A 17,213-nucleotide genomic window follows, 5' to 3' on the forward strand; every position below is an offset into this window, starting at 1 on the left:
GATCGATCGGACTTGCTGTCGTCACGCTCGTGATCGCGTGCGTACTCGGCCGTCGATAACAACGGAGCCCGCACTAGAGCCGCCGTTCTGAACGAGCAGCGGATAGTTCCGGCAGTGCGATGCAACATCCCCTCCGGCAGTGCGGCCCCCTATGAGCGATACGTATCCATCTCGGAACCGGTCGACGTACGCCACACTATCGCTTTCGAGTAGTTTTTAGTACCGGACGGGGAATTGTGGGTAACAATGACGGTTGTCTCAGGAAGCGTTCGCTGTTCGCCGATCGTCCGTGTGTCGGCGGAGATCGGAGCGAGCCGCGGTGATCACGTCTACGCTGCTGCTCGCGACGCCGCGGGCTCCGTTCCGGTCGTTCGAACGGGACCGACCGGCATCGTCGAGCTCGAGCCGTTGCTTCTCGCGACCGATGGCGAACGGACAGGATTCTTTTATTCGCCTGCCCCGTCGACGGCTCGCAAACTCGCGGCCGAGCTAGACTCGAGCGGACTGCCGGTCGACCGCGCCGATGCAGTCGTCGAACACGACCGGGACGCTCCGTCACTCCCGGTTCCCGACACGGGGCCGCTGTCGGTTGGTCACCGACGCGTCCTCGGACCGTGCGGCTGGGTCGACCCGCTCGAACCGACCGACTACGAACTCCGTTCGACCGAGCAGAACGTCGGCGCTACTGACGCGGGGATCCTCGGTCGTGGAAGAGGTGACGCGCTCGCGGACGAGTCGGCCGCCGACGCGTGGGAATTGGCCCGCGAGACGGACGGCGAGCCCGTCGTCGTCGTCAACGCTAACGAGCCAGACGATCGACAGCGAGTCGACCGGACGTTGCTCGCCGGCGCGCCGATCGCAGTCCTTGATGGGGTCGCGGCGGTCGCGGCGTCAGTCGGTGCCGAGGACGCGGTGATTTATCTGAACGAACGCGAGAAGATACTCCAGCGCCACGTGCAACGGGCTGTGAACGCGGCCGCAGACGAACTTCAGGTCGTCCCAGACATCGTCGTTGGTCCCGATGAGTACCGCGCCGGTGCACCGACGGCTGCGCTCGAGGCGATGGAGGGGGCGGATCGAATCGAGCCGCGTCGGCAACCCCCGACGCCGGCCGAGCACGGCCTCTACGGTCGGCCGACGATCGTGCATACACCGCGGACGTTCGTACAGGTCCAGCGAGCGCTTTGCGAGCCGTCGTCGTTCGACGCGGACGCTTCGGATCCGGGGACGCGGCTCGTGACCGTCACCGGCGACGTTGACGCGCCGGCAATCGTCGAACTGGACTCGACGACGGTACTCGCGGCGAGCCGGGATGCCGTTTCGATGGACGGCTCGTTCAAGATGGCCTGTGTCGGTGGCGTTTTCGGCGGGATAACCGCTGATTTAGATGTCGTTCCTACCGCGCCGTCGCTCATCGCCGCGGGGCTTGGAACCGACGGCGTCGTCGAACTGTTATGCGACGAACGATGTGCTGTCGCGACCGCCGGCAAGCGGGCGAGCTTCGCCTCACGGGAGAACAGCGGACGGTGTGTTCCGGGGCGAGAGGGAACGAAACAGCTCACGGAACTGCTCCGAGAGATCTATCAGGGATCTCATCGAATAGACGACATTCGCGAACTGGGGCGAGTAATGGAACGGACGAGCAACTGCCAGATCGGCACCCACGCACCGCGTCCGGTTGTAACGGCCATGGACGAGTTCGGACCCGAATTTCGGGAACACGCTACTGGACGATGTCCCAACGGGACGTGTACTGAGAATCTATGAGTACGGACGAACCACTTCCGCAAGTACCGGCGATCGACGATCAGCGCGAACGGACGCCAGTGACGGCGACGTTCAAGACGGGTACTGCAGACGATCCGCCTGCCGGAACGGCCGGCGACGGGCCGACGACGCTCTCGATCAACGGGCAATCGGTGACCGTGCCGCCCGGATCAACCGTCATTGACGCGATGCAGGCTGTCGACGCTGAGAATGTGACCGTCGGCTCGTGTGCCGATAGCCTCATGGCCGACGCCGACGTGCCCGCGCTGTGTTACTACGACCGGGACGGGTCAGCGAGCGATGAGATAGGGCCGCGAAGCGAGTGTCGGACCTGCATGGTCGAGACAGAGAAACATGGCCTCGTGCCTGCCTGTTCGTTCCCAGCCGAAGATGGGTTGACTGTCCGGACCGATACCCCTGACGCCAAGGAGAGTCGGAGCGTTAACCTCGACCTCGTCCTGTCGAACCACAATCTCCGCTGTACGACCTGCAACGGGAACGGCCGATGCGAACTTCAGGACGCCGCGATCAGCGAAGGCGTCGATCACCCGCGTTACGGCGTCTTCGCGGACCGGGACGAGTACGAACCGCTCGACGACACCTCGTCATTCATCCAGATCGACCGCAACAAGTGCATCCTTTGCAACCGATGCGTCGAAGGCTGCAACGACGTGCAAGTCGAGGGCGTGCTCCGCATCGAAGGCCACGGCGACGACACCCGGATCGGGTTCCAGTCGGACGCCGAAACGATGGCCGAGTCCGAGTGCGTCTCCTGCGGTCACTGCGCGACGGTCTGTCCGACTGGTGCACTCACTGAGAAAGGGATCGGCGGCGCCGCGACACTGCCGCTCCCTGGGTTCACTCAACGCAACTCCATCGGGAACGTCATCGATACCGACGACGTCGAGACGCTCGACGACACGACCGCCCCCAATCGGTCACCCTCACCGGGTGGGGCGGAGACCGCCGGGGCGGCCGGAGCGTCCGACGGCAATGCAACTGGGCTCACTCACTTTATGAAGGGGGCCAGAAAGCGAGCGACGGAGCTGGCCGGCGAGTACGGCCGTAAAGCGATGATGGTCGGCGAACACACCACTGAGAGCATTGCGATGACCACGATACCAGAAGGTCGACTCTTCGATATCGCCGACTTCGTCAGCGACGTTCGCCTCGATCGTATCGAAGCCGAAGAGACGACGTGCGGCTTCTGTGCGGTCGGCTGTCGATTCGAGATGTGGGGGAAAGACGGCGAGACGATCGGTGTCGAACCAGTCGACGATCCGTCCGCAGCACCCGCCAATAACTTCTCGACCTGCGTGAAAGGGAAGTTCGGCCACGAGTTCGCCAACAGCGACCGACGACTCACGGAGCCGCTCGTCCGCAACGACGCCGGCGAGTTCGAACCAGTCTCCTGGGACGCCGCTCTTGAGTACGTCGTGGAGAACCTCCGCGAGATCCAGGACGAACACGGCGTCGACGCCGTCAGCTGTCTCGCGTCGTCGAAGGGGACGAACGAGGAGGCCTACCTCGTCCAGAAGTTCGCCCGGCAGGTTTTGAGAACGAAGAATATCGACAACTGCGCCCGTCTCTGTCACTCTTCGACGGTTGCAGCTCTTCAGCAGACTCTGGGCTACGGCGCAATGACCAACCGTATCAATGAGGACGTCGGCGAGGCCAATGCCTACCTCATCACCGGGTCGAATACGACCGAGTCCCATCCAGTACTGGCGACGCGGATCAAGCAGAACGTCCGCGACGGTGCTGATCTGGTGGTGTTCGATCCGAGAAAGGTCGGCATCGCCAAACACGCCGATCAGTACACCCGGACCAAACCTGGGTACGACGTGGTCTGGATCAACGGGCTGATCCGGTATGTCATCGAACACGACCTCCACGACGAGGACTTCATCAAACGCAATACGACGGGCTTCGATGACCTCCGCGAGAAGGTCCAGCCATACAAACCGGAGAAGGTCGAGGAGGTTGCCGGCGTTCCGGCCAAAGAACTCGAGGCGGCCGCTGAGACACTCGCCAATGCCGATACCGTGATCTTCGGGTGGGCAATGGGCATGACTCAGTCGAGTCATGGTACACAGAACGTTCTCGCGCTCGCGAACCTTGCGCTTACGCTTGGACAACTCGGAAAACCGGGGGCTGGCCTCTCGCCGTTCCGTGGCCAGAACAACGTACAGGGCGGTGGCGGCGATATGGGGACGCTCCCTGGGAGCCTGCCTGGTTATCAGGACCCGTCCGACGATGAGGTCGGAGAAAAGTTCGCGGACGTCTGGGGAGACCGCCCACCGGCCGAACCCGGCCTCACGGTCCCTGAGATGTTTGCCGAAGCTCACGAGGGGAACCTACGTGGGATGTACATCGTCGGCGAAAACCCCGCCCTCTCCGAACCGGACATCGAGCACGCCGGAGAGGCTCTCGAGGCGCTTGACTTCCTCGTCGTCCAAGACATCTTCATGACCGAGACAGCTGAACACGCCAACGTGATCCTCCCCGCGGCGACATCCCCAGAGAAACACGGCACGTTCACGAACACGGAGCGCCGTATCCAGCGCGTCCGGCCGACGGCTGAGCCGCCTGGAAATGCACGCCAGGACTGGGCGATCACCCAGGGGCTGGCGAACTGTATGGGATATAACTGGGACTACGACCACCCTCGGGAGATCATGGATGAGATCAGCAATCTCGCCCCGATCTACGGCGGCGTCAGCTACGACCGACTTGAAGAGGGATCCCAGCACGGCCTCCAGTGGCCGGTCCCGGACAAGGACCACCCTGGAACGCCGTATCTATACGATTACGAGGACGGGGATTTCAACTTTGACGACGGACTTGCCCGCTTCGTACCGGCAGATAGCGGCCAACCCGGCGAAATCCCCGACGAGGGGTATCCCCTGACACTCACCTCTGGGCGCGTCCTCTATCACTGGCATACTGGACAGCTTACCCGCCGTGTCGAGGGGTTGATGAGCCACGTCGGCGAGAGCTTCGTCGAGATCCACTCCAACCTAGCCGCGCGACTAGACGTCGACGACGGAGACTACGTTCGTGTGGAGTCCCGGCGCGGCGAAATCGTGGTCAAAGCAAAGGTGACCGACCGCGTCAACGCAGGAACAGTGTTCATCCCGATGCACTTCGCCGCCGGTGCGGTCAACAAACTCACGCAGGAAACGTTTGATCCGACGTCGGGAATCCCCGAGTACAAGGTCTCGAGCGTTCGTATCGAACCGCTCGTCCCGGAGATTGACGCGAACGTGCTTCGAACGCCCGATATCGGGGTGGGAAGTGGCGGGGCGGCCGACGACGACTGAGCCTGTGATTGTCCCGCCGAAATCGACGAGTCGAAGTGACTTCATACTGACCGACGGATATGAGTCTCGTCGAAATGCTGGAGACGAACAGGGGTGTCATCTGTGTCCTAGGTGCTGGCGGGAAGAAAACGACGTAGTATACGCTCGCTTACCGGATCGAGTGATCGATCATTCCCTTTCAACGTAGTCTTGCTGGACGAGCGTATCTAAGTTCGGGTACAACCGCCCGTGGTTGATCTCGTCTTCGTACACGTGTTCACTCTCCTCTTTGACGTCTTGGCCTGATGGTTGCTTGAAGCGGGTGCTCACGACCAGGAGGTCACGTTGGAAGCCGCTGAACTCAGCCATATGACTAAGAAATAGACTGATCGCACTATAGTTAATAATATATAACACCGTGTAGCGTGCCCATACTATCTAGAAACAATTTTACTTGGAGCGTCATTGGGACAGATACGGTGTGAATCGTCCTGGAGCAAGAATGAAGATTCCAATACTATATCAGATCACTCCGATTACAGACGACGTCGTGAATCGTGAGAGCAACCGTGAACCGCCGTCAACTCACATGATTGCAGGGCGAGGAAGCCCACGACTCTAGTCGTGGGTAGCTTACTTAGTACCTTCCACGCTGGCTCGCCGATGGGGATCAGTTGTTTGTTGTGATTGCTTAACAACGTGAGTCGACACTCAGTTCAACGTGTGTAGCAAGCCCAGCCGACCGTACATACCAACGAAGGTCAATTGTGCCGAACATGGCAGTTAGAAAGTTGATGAGACGATGAGTGACTGCCATCACGTATGGTGATACACTTGAATATCTATATATTTGAAATATTAATCCATATGTAAATAATCGCTCTGTTGGATAATGTGTCGTCCAATTACTTGAGTAAAGATTCACTGCTCTGTTTGAGAGTCGACGTTCCCAGAAGCTCGCGAAGAGGCGCCCGTCTATTGATGCTATCATAACACCCCCGTAATGAAGCCGAGTCCCATGATAATGAGGACGGCTGCGGAGAAGGCGGGGAGGTACGGTGTGTACTGTTCAACCTTCTCCTCGGAGTGTTGGTAGCCCGCGATCAAGAGCATCGTCAATCCAACGATACCGACTATGACAGTGATCGCATAGGCGCTCATTAGTTCGAGACAGTAGTTCGACCCTGCACACAGGGCGATAATCTCGAACTCTTCCTCGTGGGCGAATCCAAGAACGAATGCAAACCACGCGATACCGAGGAGTCCACGGTCAGCTGCCTCGTCCAGGTCGCCGTGTGAATGCGAGTGTCCACCGACGAACGGAATGAATCCTTTTACACGAGACAGCAGTCCACCCTCATCGTGGTCGTGCGAATGGCTGTGGCCATGTGAGTGATCGTGGTTATGCGAGTGATCATGGTGGCCGTGGTCATGCCCGTGTTCGTGTCCATCGTCGTGATGATCGTGGTGGTCGTGACTATGCTCGTCACCGTGGTTCCCGTGTGAATGCCCGTGGAAATACTCGCGGATGCCGAGTGCGATGAGCAAAACGCCGGCGACGAGACTTACTGGGCCGCCAATGAAAATCGTTGCCGAGAACAGATCGAGTGGGATCGGCTCGTTGACTTGTGTGAGATTGAAATACTCCTTCGCGTAGAAGAACACCGCCACCATCGCGATACTACTAATGAGGTGACCGATGCCGAGGATAAAACTCGCCGCGAACCCGTGGACCCATTTGTTCGTCTGATCAAGCGCATACGACGCGGCAACGGGCCAGCCGTGTCCCGGCTCAATACCGTGAACCACACCGAGGAGGATGGCTCCGATAAGAAGACCGAGTGCTTCACCGTGTAACATCTATGTCAGAGAATCCGTCAACGACGCGGATAACGGTTGTTAATACCGAAATGGGGATTTCGTCATACGGGGCGGGGAACTCTTGTGGAGCGACAACGAGCCAGTAGATATGCGAACGAGTTTCAATATCCCCGACGAGGTCGTCGCCGAGTTCGACCAAGTCTGGCAGGACGAAGGTCTAGAAAATCGCTCCCGAGCCGTTCGAGAGGCAATGCTGGAGTACATCGAATCACACTCTCGCCTCGAGGACACATCCGGGGAGATCGTGGCCCTCATCGGCTTCGATTATCGGCACCACGACGTGATACAGGAACTCCATGCCGTTCAGCACAACTACCAGGACGTCATTCTCAACACGAGTCATACCCATCAAGGCGAGTGGTGTCTCGAATCACTCTTCTGTCGCGGGGCCGCCGAGCGGGCTCGTGACCTTACATATCGGCTTCGCGATTTCGACGACGTTCGCCGCGTGAAGGTGATGGTTATCCGTGATGAGGACGCGTAGCAGCCGTCAATCACGACCTCAGCTTTGCACGTTGGCTATTTCACACATATGTGGCCGGAACGGGCAGTAGAAGCGGCCTTTGAACCGGTCTTCGGAAGGCCAGGTGGACGGTGACTCCTCGACTGGAGTCACGAGCTACGCCGAAGTCCGGTCACATCGTCCCAATGAAGACCGGCTCACTCTCCCGCTGCGTGCAAGGATCTGCCAGGAGACCGATTCTCGGGTCCGTTTTTGAGGTTAATATGTTATTTTATCAATGTTAAAATCTGAGTCACGACTTGACCTCCTCCCACGACTACAGTCGTGGGATTCCCCGAAGGGGAGTTCACGGTTGCACGTTTCCTCGGGGGCGAAGTGCGCTTTCGCGTCCCCCCTCGACGGTTGCCGTCCAATTATTCCCAAGGACGTGCTTTGCAGTGCGTGTAGCCGTGCCAAAGCGGCCTTCCCACCGACATGTAGCCGGCGTTTCACCCGCGTTCGAGATAGAGCGAGTACATGACGATTGCCAAGCCAACCGCCACAAGCACGCTATTGATCAGGATCCCCATCTCCAGCGACACGGAGAGGACTTGATGGGCGATCCCAGCGAGTAGCGCCCCTAAAGTGACGGTTCCAAATCCAATACCGAGGGCCCGCATCGAAGGGGATCCAGTCCGGCGATACGCTTTAAATGCGATATACGTGATACCACTTCCCAAAAGTAAAATTACTGTCTTGACGACAACAATCGCCGTCCCTATCCAGATCACAGCTCGTCACCCATCTTGGACCAGATGTCTTCGAGCCGTTCATCAGCCTTCCGAGACGGCCGTTCGACCGTGACCGAGAAATTATCGTCCTCATCCATCGAAATCGTCACGTCGTCGAAATCCCGCTCATACCGGGTGGTTCGCCCGCCACTTGGATTGATCGTCACTTGCTCATGGACGAGGGCGGCGTCGCTGAGGAGGTCGAGTTTCCTATACAACGTCGATCTGGGGATGTCACAGGTATCGATGAGTTCGGTTGCGGTCATGGGTTCAGCTGTTTCACGGAGAATGGCCCGACAGTTAGCGTCGTCCAGCGCATCAAGGACAGCCTGCAACGATGGCGAGTCCTCAGATGACGCTGAATCGCGCACCATTGTCTGAATTTGGCTCGTGCTCGGGAAATGCTATCCGGTTACGACTCACCCGTTGGGGGGATGGAGCCAGCTTGTGAACGCTATCTCGCTCAGGATTCGGCGGTGGAGCTATCCCCGACCCGTTGTTTTCCATCCTCAGTAACGTCATAGACCCCGCGACCAACTGGCTGAATCTGGCCGTCCTCATGGAGGCGCGCACACGTTTGGTCGACCGTGATGGGGTGGCGATCGGCAGCACTGGCGATGTCCATAACATGGAGTGGCGAATTCCCTGCAAGTATAATGAGGATTTCCCGATCGGTTTCGCGACTATGTTCACTCGTCACATCCCTCGCTCGGCCAGCGGCTGTTGACTCATCGTGGGTTGATTCTACTGATTCATCCATCACGCATAGCCTCCGTTTTCAGCATAGACGTCAAGCAGTTCCTGGTAGCGATTCCGGATCGTTACCATACTCACGTGGGCCGCGTTGCTCACCGTCTCCTGTGTCAGTTGTTCGTTCGTGAGATGTGTCGCCGCGTAGAGTGCGGCCGCGGCGAGACCTGCAGGATTTTTCCCGCTATGTGCACCCTGTGCCTTCGCCGTACTGAGGAGGTCGCGAGCTTGGCGCGTAGTCTCATTGCTCACGTCGAGTGCTGACGCGAACTGGGGGACGTATTCCAGCGGATCCGCTGGTTCGATTGCCAAGCCGAGTTCGCGGGAAAGATACCGATAGGCCCGCTGAATCCGGATTTTCTCCACGCGACTGACCTCAGCGAATTCGGAGAGCGACCGTGGCGTGCCATGTTGTCTGGCGGCAGCGTACAGTGCAGCTGTTGACATGCCTTCGATGGACCGTCCCGGAAGGAGGTCTTCGTCGACGGCTCGTCGATAGAGTACCCCTGCGGTTTCGCGAACTGGTTCCGGGACATCGAGAGCCGATGCCATGCGACTGATTTCGCCGAGTGCCTGTTTGAGATTCCGTTCGTGAGCGTCTTTCGTCCGGAACCGTTCGTCCCACGTCCGAAGGCGCTGTAGTTGAGCTCGTTTCTGATTGGATACCGCCTGTCCGTACGCGTCTTTATCCTGCCATCCGATCGTCGTACTGAGCCCCTTGTCGTGCATTAGCTGCGTCGTCGGTGCCCCAACCCGGCTCTTTTCGTCTTTTTCGTCGCTATGAAACGCCCGCCATTCCGGTCCCCGGTCGATGGACACGTCGTCGAGAACCAACCCACACTCCTCACACGTCGTCTCACCGTGCTCATCGTCACGAATGACCTGGCCATCACATTCCGGACACGACGAGAGCGGCTGAGACTCGCTGTCCGATTGCCGTTCATCTATGCGGCTGCCTTCGATATCGAGTTGCGTGTTAGTCATGCATATTGGGTCTCGGGAATCTTCTTTCGCTCACTCCGGGTGGGTGTCTCTATCAATAGTGAGGGCCGACACCCGAAGAGTACGCGGCGGAATCCCATACTTTGAGAATCCGCCAATTTGGTTTACCTTAACCGAGACGCTAAGGTTTCTTCCTCAACGACGACCGAAGGGAGCGAGTAGGGAGGGGATACAGCGTTCACAAGAGCGAAGCTCTTGTGTGCGAACGAGACGCTGCGCGTCTCGTCAACGTCACCAGAAGTCGTAGGCTTCTGGTTGGCAGTCAGAACGCTTCCGCGTTCTGGCGACGCCCGCACAGTTCTCAAACGTGTTCGGTAGTAGGCCCGCAGGCTCACGATTCAGTAGATTTAAGTTACAACATAGTATATACTCAGTTAATGGATCGGCACGAAATTGAGGGCTACGAAGTCCTCGACCGAGACGTTCGCCCGGTCGGAAACGGAGCGCACGTCCTCGTCCCGAAACGGTGGATCGGAGCGGACGTGAAGGTCGTCCGTGTCTCCAAACCCGACGCCGATTCAGGCGAGTAGACCATGCGCTACAACTACAGGTATCGACTCAAACCGACCGATGAACTCCACAAGCGGTTAGCGTAGACCGTCGATACCTGCCGACAGGTCTACAACCATTTCCTTCACCGACTCAACCGAGTAGACGACACGTCCGCCTACTCCGAACAGTCGCTCCTCCCCGACCTCAAACGCGAGTGGACCGACCTGAAGGACGTTCACTCGAAGGTCCTTCAGAAAGTCGTACATCGATTGTACGACAACCTCTCGACGCTGAAGGCACGGAAGGACAACAGCTACCGCGTCGGCGAACTCCGGTGGAAGGCTCCGCAGGAATATCGTTCGATCACGTACAGTCAAACCGGCTTCAAGCTCAACAACACGAGTGGCCGACCTGTACTCTCTCTTTCCAAGATCGGCGACGTTCCGATAGTCTCCCACCGTGAGGTTCCCGTCGACGCGACGATCAAGGAGGTTGTCGTCAAGCAGGAGCCGACTGGTGAGTGGTTCACTGTCCTCGGACTCGAAACCGAGACCGACGCGCCGCCGAAGCCCGAGAATCCCGAGCAGTGCGTCGGCATCGACGTGGGTATCCTGAAGTACGCTCACGACAGCGACGGAACCGCAGTCGAAAGTCCCGACCTCTCAGACGAACGCGAGCGGTTGGAACGCGCACAACGCGACCTCTCGCGGAAGGAACACGGGTCGGCGAACTACCGCACCCAACAGCGCGTCGTCGCCCGACGCCACGCCGACCTCAAGCGGAAGCGACGAGATTTCCTGCACAAGCTCTCGAACTACTACGCTCGGGAACACGATCTCGTCGCGGTCGAGGACCTCGATGCGAAGGGGTTGATGGAACTCCCGTCGAACTCACGAAACCGCGCTGGAGCGGCATGGGGGACGTTCCTCCGGATGTTGGAGTACAAGTGCGACAGAGAGGGGACGCACTTCATCGCCGTCGATCCACGCGGGACGACGAAGGAATGTGCCAACTGCGGTATTTCAACCGAGAAGCCGCTGTGGGTTCGGGAACACTCGTGTCCATCGTGCGGGTTCGAGGCAGACCGCGACCTCAACGCGGCGTACAACATCCTTTCACGCCGATTCGATCAAGTAGGAGTGGTTCACTCCGATTCAATGCCTGCGGAGACTGCGCTCCCTCCGGGAACCGTTGCGGTTCCTGCACAGCGCGTCGTGGAAACAGGAAGCCCCGTCCTCAGCGAGGCCACAAGGCCGAGCAGGGCGGGGTAGTTCACCGATTGGGACCACGTATGCTGTCTGGACGGGATTGGTGCCGTCGGAACCGCTTCGCTCGGTATCGTCTTATTCGATGAACCAGCGACGAGTGCTCGCCTCCTGTTCATCTCCGTGATTATCTTCGGAATTGTCGGTCTCCATCTCGTCTCCGGGGGCCACTAACCCCTGGATCAGTACCTCGCTGCCGTGGGCGCTGCGAGCGATTTCGACAGTCGATCCGTCCACCTCAGCTGCGAGTTCCTCAACGAGGCCTGTGGACGTGAACGATGCCGGCACGATGTCGACTGGGACGCCGTAGTCTCATAATGCCGATGCGGTCTGCTGGCCGACGGCACACACCACTGAATCGCTCGGCTGCCAGTCTTGTTCTGCTGCGATCTGTACTCCGGTCCGGCTTGTGAAGATGCAATAGTCTGCTGTCACAGGCGTCGCTCCAGTCGATCGGACCGTGAGCATTGGATCTGCGACTGGCGACACTCCAAGTGAGCGGAGATATTCGACTGCCGCGGCAATACGATTGTCATCGGGTCGAAGGACCGCTACAGTCGGCTTGGTCATACTTCGAGAAGTGGTGCTATTGGAGCTGTTCGTATTGGAATTCGTGCGTAGTTGGCTGCACAATCCATCATTTTCTGGGCACTATACCGGCCGGAGTCCAGCAAGCCATGTCAGGACTGCCCCGGCCGTGACTCGGACCGTAGCTGCGCCGAATCCAAAGGCGATGAGACTCATCAAGACGACGAACTCGGCGTTGGCATACTTCACACTCGCAAGGAGTGTGAGAAATGTGAGCGACCCAGAGAGGAGACAGATGAGTCCCCCGACGAGAAAGCTCAGACTGGTGAATACTGGATTTGAGAAACTCATCACTGGGGATGGGGGCGTATAGACACCGGTTACATGGAGAGCAATGCCGATGCTCAGATACCCGACAAAGCCGGCCACTGTCAATGCACATCCGACCGATGACAGCCGAAACACGCGATACAGTCCTCGCTCAAGCGGCGTCGATGGCTGCCACGCCTGCAGAGCGGAGGGGTGAGGCATCTACTACGGCCACAACCCACGTGCTTCGTGCGCCTCAGCGATGCGGGACAGCGCCACGATGTAGGCTGCATCACGCCACGTAACGTCGCGTTGCTCGAACTCCGATCGAACCGCATCCCAGGCAGCCTCCATCTCCGATTCGAGTTCGTCGTTGACCCGTTCGAGCGACCACGCTCGCCGATTGATGTCTTGGAGCCACTCGAAATAACTCACCGTGACACCGCCTGCGTTGGCGAGAATATCGGGAATCACTGCAACATCTCGTTTGGCGAGAATCGAATCAGCCGTGGATGTCGTCGGGCCGTTCGCACCTTCGACAACGAGATCTGCAGCAATCGCTTCTGCGTTCTCTTTGGTGATTACGTTCCCCAGGGCGGCCGGAATGAGGACGTCGACATCAAGCGTGAGCAACTCGTCGTTCGAAATGACGTTGTCAGCGTACTTCGTGACCGCCTCGGGTTCCTCGTCATGTGACGGAACAGACGCCGTATCAATCCCGTCTGGCTCGTACATTGCTCCATTCACGTCGCTGATGGCGACGATGGTCGCGCCCCAGTCGTCGAGGAGACGGGCCGCGTTCGCTCCGACACTTCCATAGCCCTGGACAGCAACCGTCGTCTCTTCGAGCGGGCAGTCGTAGTACTCGCAAACCAGCTGCGTTATGATTGCAACGCTTCGTCCCGGAGCCTCTTCACGTCCTTCACTACCGCCGACGACCGGCGGTTTGCCGGTGACGACGCCCGGTGTCGTCTCGCCTTCCTGCATCGAGTACGCGTCCATCAGCCATGCCATCGTCTGCGGGTCCGTTCCCATGTCGGGGGCAGGAATATCCTGGTTCGGGCCGATAACGTCGCGTATCTCCTGTGCGAACCGGCGGGTGAGTCGCTCTTTTTCCGTTGAACTCAGCTCCTTGGGGTTGACGGCAACACCGCCCTTGGCACCCCCGAATGGGAGATCCATGACGGCACACTTCCAGGTCATCCACATACCGAGGCCGACACACTCGTCTTTCGTCACGTCGGGGTGGTATCGAAGTCCTCCTTTGAACGGACCCCTGACGCTGTCGTGTTGCGCTCGATAGCCCGTGAACACCTCGACCGTGCCGTCGTCCCGTTTGGTTGGGATCGTTACTTCGTGGACCTTCTTTGGATGCTTGAGCCGCTCAACGATGTTTGGGTCAATATCCAGATGATTGGCAGCATGGTACAGCTGCCGGCGAGCCGTTTCGAGCGCCGATTCCGATTCGGTCGATTCCGTCGCCGCAATATCTGACCCGTCGTGGGTGGTTATAGGTTGGGATGCCATGGTTACTCGAGTGGCATCTGTCGATTTCGCATTGGGCCACTACAGTCGGGACACTGGATGGGGTTGTTCTCTGCGATGATGATGTTGCCGCACTGGAAGCACTCGTACGGAGTTTCCTTGTCCGGGTTGGGTTCGACATCTCTCATAGTGAGCTCACGAGTGCCGACAGGGAATTCAGGGCACTCTGGGTAAGTGTAATAAGTGTATTAGGGAATACCCAGAAGTTTATTATCAAACTCTCTTCGTGGGTGGTGGTTAGTTATTTAACCCATCCGGCAGGTCCGAGACGGAGAGGTTGTTCTCCTCGAAGAGCGTTGCAAAGAGTTTCCGCTGGACGGTGCGAGCGTGTTTGTAGAATGCAGGAGGGGAGATTCCAAGGGTCTTCGCAACCTCCTCACCCGTACTCTCGCGCGGCGACTCGAAGAAACCACTATAGTATGCTGTTTGGATTACTTCGAGTTGTCGCTCCGTCACCTTCTCGAGGAACTTCGAGTAAAGGTTGTGCTCCATCGTCTGATCGAGCGTCTGCTTTGAGTGGAGTTCGACAGTGGAGAACGTCTCCCGGACGAGTTGTGTGATTGTTCGGACGTCGATGCTATCCGGGATATCGATGACGAGCGTCGTCGTGGTCGGATTAGCAGTCGCTTCGCGGAAGACGGCACCGTGATCAGCCAACTCGAGGGCGAGGAACGGTTGTGTGAGCCGGAGCCGCAGAACGCCCCCTTCACCGTCCGCGCTGATCTGTTGCACTTCGTCGATACCGACCAGCTGCGAGGCGGTGTCCGCCACGTCATGTACCGCCCGGTCTTCGACGGTCACGAACACGTAGCTGCCTTCTGTGGATTGCTGGACACCACCCTGATATGAGAGGGTGCACTCCGTGTCCTGTGCGAGCCGTGTGAGGACAAACTTCGGGTCGTCAATGGTGAACTCGACGCGTGTCATCGACGTCGTGAGCAGGGCATTCTTCCGTTCGATCGCACTGAGGGCGGATGCGATGGTTTCGCCGAGTTCCCCCAGGACAGCCTTCGCCGTCTCGTCGAACGCATCTTGGGTCGGTGCGTACACCGTCAATACGCCGTGCGTGAGGTCGTTGTACACGAGCGGAATGCTCAATACGGAAAGGTAGTCCCGAGAGATGGCGTCTTTCCGCCACGCTTCGTCACGGAGACCAGCGGCGACGTTCGTCACCATCGTCACATCGCCAGTGGCTGCGGTTTGACCGGCTGGTTCTGCTGACGCCTGAATGGCGAACGACTGACTATCTAAGTACCCCTGTTCGGTGCCGGCCCAAGCCCGAGGCTCGAGGGAGTCGGTCGTCTGATCGATTGTCCCGATCCAGGCAAACCGGAACCGATCGTCGGCGGTCAGCAGTTCACAGACTGTGTGATCGATTTCCTCGCGTGTCTCCGCCTGTACGAGGGCTTGATCGATTTCTCGGATCGTCTCGTTGATGCGATTCAGGGCGGTCAGCTGCTCGTTTTGCGTCTGGAGCGTTCGGTCCTGTTCCCGGAGTCGTGATTCCCGTGTAACGCGGTCGAGGGCTGCCTCGGCAGTGGCCGCGAGCAGATCGGCCAATTCTCGTGTTACCTCGTCGAACGCGCCAACCTGGTCCGAGCCTGCAATGAACACGCCGTGGTTACCGAGTGGGATGTAGGCCGTGCTTCGGAGATCAGTTGCCCGATTTTCGAGTCGGTCTGCGTCGTGGACGTCGTCGAAGAACAGCGCCTCGTCTTCGACGAAGCTGTAGCTCGGGAGCGTTGCCCCGTCAGCGTGCACGGTCGGGAGTGGGCCGTTCAGCTCGGTCAGTGTCGCCGAGTGGGCTGCGGATCGGAGGTCGTTGGCGTCGGCATCGAAGAAATAGACCGCACTCGCATCGAGATTGAGGACGCCGGGTGTATCGTCGACGACGTGTTGGGCGATTTCTTGGTGGGTTTCGGCGTAGAGGAAATCACGGGTCGTCTCGTGGAGCGTCGCGAGTGCCTCCTCGCGCTGCTTGCGTTTCGTGATATCGCGACAACTGAAGAGAAGGGTGCCATCCTGGATCGAGACTTCGCGAACGTTGACGAGGAGCGTATGCTCGCGTCCGGCTTTATCGGTCGCAGTTGTCTCGATGTTCTTGAGGACTCCGTTTTTCGAGAGTTCCTCCCGGTCGAAGAGATCCTCACCGAGGAGGTCATTGATCGTTCCGAGGTCCCGGATTTCCTCAGCTGTATAACCGAAGATAAAGTGGACGTTAGGACAGACGTAGGTGTACTCGCCGGCTTCGTCCGTGATGAGGACAGTATCGGTCATGTTGTTGAGCGTGACGCGATGGAGTTCCTCCGATTGCCGGAGATTCCGTTCGAGGTCGACGCGCTCGGTGATGTCGACGCCTTCGACGACGACGGAGACGAGTTCACCGCGTTCGTTCTCGACGGGGCGGGCAGAGAGGTCGATGACGCGCGGATCATCGACGTCTGGCTGCTGTGGGACGACCGCGTTGCCGAACGACCCGTCGAGTACTTTCTCCACAAGTTGGTGGACGTCCGTGTTCGTTGCATCGGCCTGTGACCACCATGGAAGCGTCCAGAAGGGATCGCCGACGATTGTGTCGATGTCTTCATCGACCATCTCCCGTGCTGTCTCATTCACACGGGCAAGTGCGCCATCCGGGTCAAGCACCCACGTCGCAGTTCGCGAATCGTTAAAGATCGCGTCGAACTGTCTGGCTCGGTCCCGTTGCGTGGCCGACCGCTGTGCGGCCCGAATCGCCCGTTCGGTTCGTTCGATGAGTTCGTCGGTCATCTGTGCTGGCGGGTCCGAGAGCGCGATGTAATCGGTGACACCGGCTTCGATGGCCTCGCTAGCGATGGCTTCGCTCCCGGCAGTAGTCCCGAGAAGGACTGGGAGCGCAGTCGTTTCCTCGCGGATTTCTCGTAGGAGTTCGAGTCCGGTCGTCTCTCTGAGCGCGTACTCGCTAATGAGACAGTCCGTGGGGCGCGTCCGGATGGTGTCGATTGCCTCCGTCTTGGTTCGAACGTGTTGTACGTTGGCATCAGTCCGTCTCTCGAGCGTCGTGGCAAATTGCGTGAGCCAGTCGTCCGTCCCGACGAGCAACACAGTCGACAAATTTAGAATGGGTGGGGAAGCGGCCATTATTCGAACACAGAGGGAT

The 17,213-nt window shown here is 58.8% G+C and carries 13 protein-coding genes and 3 pseudogenes; 6 read left to right on the forward strand and 10 right to left on the reverse strand.

The features are described 5' to 3' along the window. The first annotated feature begins 246 nt into the window (after positions 1 to 246). The gene (locus tag C3L37_RS19310) at positions 247 to 1,767 is read left to right on the forward strand and encodes an NADH-ubiquinone oxidoreductase-F iron-sulfur binding region domain-containing protein (RefSeq protein ID WP_129116195.1); all 1,521 of its coding nucleotides are present in this window, start codon (positions 247 to 249) and stop codon (positions 1,765 to 1,767) included. Then, on the forward strand, positions 1,764 to 5,090 hold the full coding sequence (fdhF, locus tag C3L37_RS19315) for a formate dehydrogenase subunit alpha (protein WP_129116196.1): 3,327 nt from the start codon (positions 1,764 to 1,766) through the stop codon (positions 5,088 to 5,090). The genes C3L37_RS19310 and fdhF overlap by 4 nt, the downstream gene beginning before the upstream one ends. A 174-nt stretch (positions 5,091 to 5,264) precedes the next feature. Here fdhF and C3L37_RS19320 read toward each other — a convergent pair. Together C3L37_RS19320 and C3L37_RS19325 are read right to left on the reverse strand one after the other, a co-directional pair. Continuing rightward, positions 5,265 to 5,438 (reverse strand): annotated as a pseudogene (locus tag C3L37_RS19320) (PadR family transcriptional regulator); the annotation flags it as partial. A gap of 618 nt (positions 5,439 to 6,056) precedes the next feature. Further along, complete coding sequence (locus tag C3L37_RS19325; RefSeq protein WP_129116198.1) at positions 6,057 to 6,929, reverse strand: HoxN/HupN/NixA family nickel/cobalt transporter; 873 nt, start codon at positions 6,927 to 6,929, stop codon at positions 6,057 to 6,059. Positions 6,930 to 7,038: 109 nt separating this feature from the next. Here C3L37_RS19325 and C3L37_RS19330 point away from each other — a divergent pair, with 109 nt between their 5' ends. Then, complete coding sequence (locus tag C3L37_RS19330; protein ID WP_129116199.1) at positions 7,039 to 7,434, forward strand: CopG family ribbon-helix-helix protein; 396 nt, start codon at positions 7,039 to 7,041, stop codon at positions 7,432 to 7,434. A 467-nt stretch (positions 7,435 to 7,901) separates the two neighbouring features. Here the strand turns inward: C3L37_RS19330 and C3L37_RS19335 are convergent, their stop codons facing one another. The 3 genes from C3L37_RS19335 to C3L37_RS19350 all read right to left on the reverse strand — a co-directional run bounded on the left by C3L37_RS19335 (position 7,902) and on the right by C3L37_RS19350 (position 9,917). Continuing rightward, positions 7,902 to 8,183 carry a DUF7521 family protein gene (locus C3L37_RS19335; protein ID WP_129116200.1) on the reverse strand — a complete coding sequence of 94 codons (282 nt, stop codon included), beginning with the start codon at positions 8,181 to 8,183 and terminating at the stop codon, positions 7,902 to 7,904. Further along, positions 8,180 to 8,557 carry a winged helix-turn-helix domain-containing protein gene (locus C3L37_RS19340; protein ID WP_129116201.1) on the reverse strand — a complete coding sequence of 126 codons (378 nt, stop codon included), beginning with the start codon at positions 8,555 to 8,557 and terminating at the stop codon, positions 8,180 to 8,182. The genes C3L37_RS19335 and C3L37_RS19340 overlap by 4 nt, the downstream gene beginning before the upstream one ends. Positions 8,558 to 8,942: 385 nt before the next feature. Continuing rightward, entirely contained in the window at positions 8,943 to 9,917 is a 975-nt protein-coding gene (locus C3L37_RS19350) for a transcription initiation factor IIB (RefSeq protein WP_129116202.1), read from the reverse strand. Positions 9,918 to 10,312: 395 nt separating this feature from the next. Between C3L37_RS19350 and C3L37_RS19355 the strand changes: the two genes are divergently transcribed. The 3 genes and pseudogenes from C3L37_RS19355 to C3L37_RS25595 form a co-directional block, all read left to right on the forward strand. Continuing rightward, complete coding sequence (locus tag C3L37_RS19355) at positions 10,313 to 10,465, forward strand: DUF2080 family transposase-associated protein (protein ID WP_129116203.1); 153 nt, start codon at positions 10,313 to 10,315, stop codon at positions 10,463 to 10,465. Positions 10,466 to 10,468: 3 nt separating this feature from the next. After that, positions 10,469 to 11,698: pseudogene (locus C3L37_RS19360) on the forward strand (RNA-guided endonuclease InsQ/TnpB family protein). Positions 11,699 to 11,702: 4 nt separating this feature from the next. Further along, positions 11,703 to 11,866: pseudogene (locus tag C3L37_RS25595) on the forward strand (DMT family transporter); the annotation flags it as partial. Positions 11,867 to 12,004: 138 nt separating this feature from the next. On the opposite strand, the gene C3L37_RS25900 reads toward C3L37_RS25595, so the two are convergent. From C3L37_RS25900 to C3L37_RS19385, 5 genes are all read right to left on the reverse strand, one after another. After that, entirely contained in the window at positions 12,005 to 12,262 is a 258-nt protein-coding gene (locus tag C3L37_RS25900; RefSeq protein WP_394345813.1) for a uroporphyrinogen-III synthase, read from the reverse strand. An 81-nt stretch (positions 12,263 to 12,343) separates the two neighbouring features. Further along, on the reverse strand, positions 12,344 to 12,649 hold the full coding sequence (locus C3L37_RS19370; RefSeq protein WP_228546370.1) for a hypothetical protein: 306 nt from the start codon (positions 12,647 to 12,649) through the stop codon (positions 12,344 to 12,346). A gap of 105 nt (positions 12,650 to 12,754) precedes the next feature. After that, positions 12,755 to 14,056 (reverse strand): glutamate dehydrogenase GdhB, encoded by a 1,302-nt coding sequence (gdhB, locus tag C3L37_RS19375; protein WP_129116204.1) that lies wholly within the window; start codon positions 14,054 to 14,056, stop codon positions 12,755 to 12,757. Between the two features lie 2 nt (positions 14,057 to 14,058). Continuing rightward, positions 14,059 to 14,202 (reverse strand): rubrerythrin-like domain-containing protein, encoded by a 144-nt coding sequence (locus tag C3L37_RS19380; RefSeq protein ID WP_129116205.1) that lies wholly within the window; start codon positions 14,200 to 14,202, stop codon positions 14,059 to 14,061. 109 nt (positions 14,203 to 14,311) lie between these two features. Then, entirely contained in the window at positions 14,312 to 17,194 is a 2,883-nt protein-coding gene (locus C3L37_RS19385; protein WP_129116206.1) for a bacterio-opsin activator domain-containing protein, read from the reverse strand. Positions 17,195 to 17,213 lie beyond the last annotated feature (19 nt).

The sequence above is a fragment of the Halegenticoccus tardaugens genome, from assembly GCF_004116405.1.
GTDB lineage: Archaea > Halobacteriota > Halobacteria > Halobacteriales > Haloferacaceae > Halegenticoccus > Halegenticoccus tardaugens.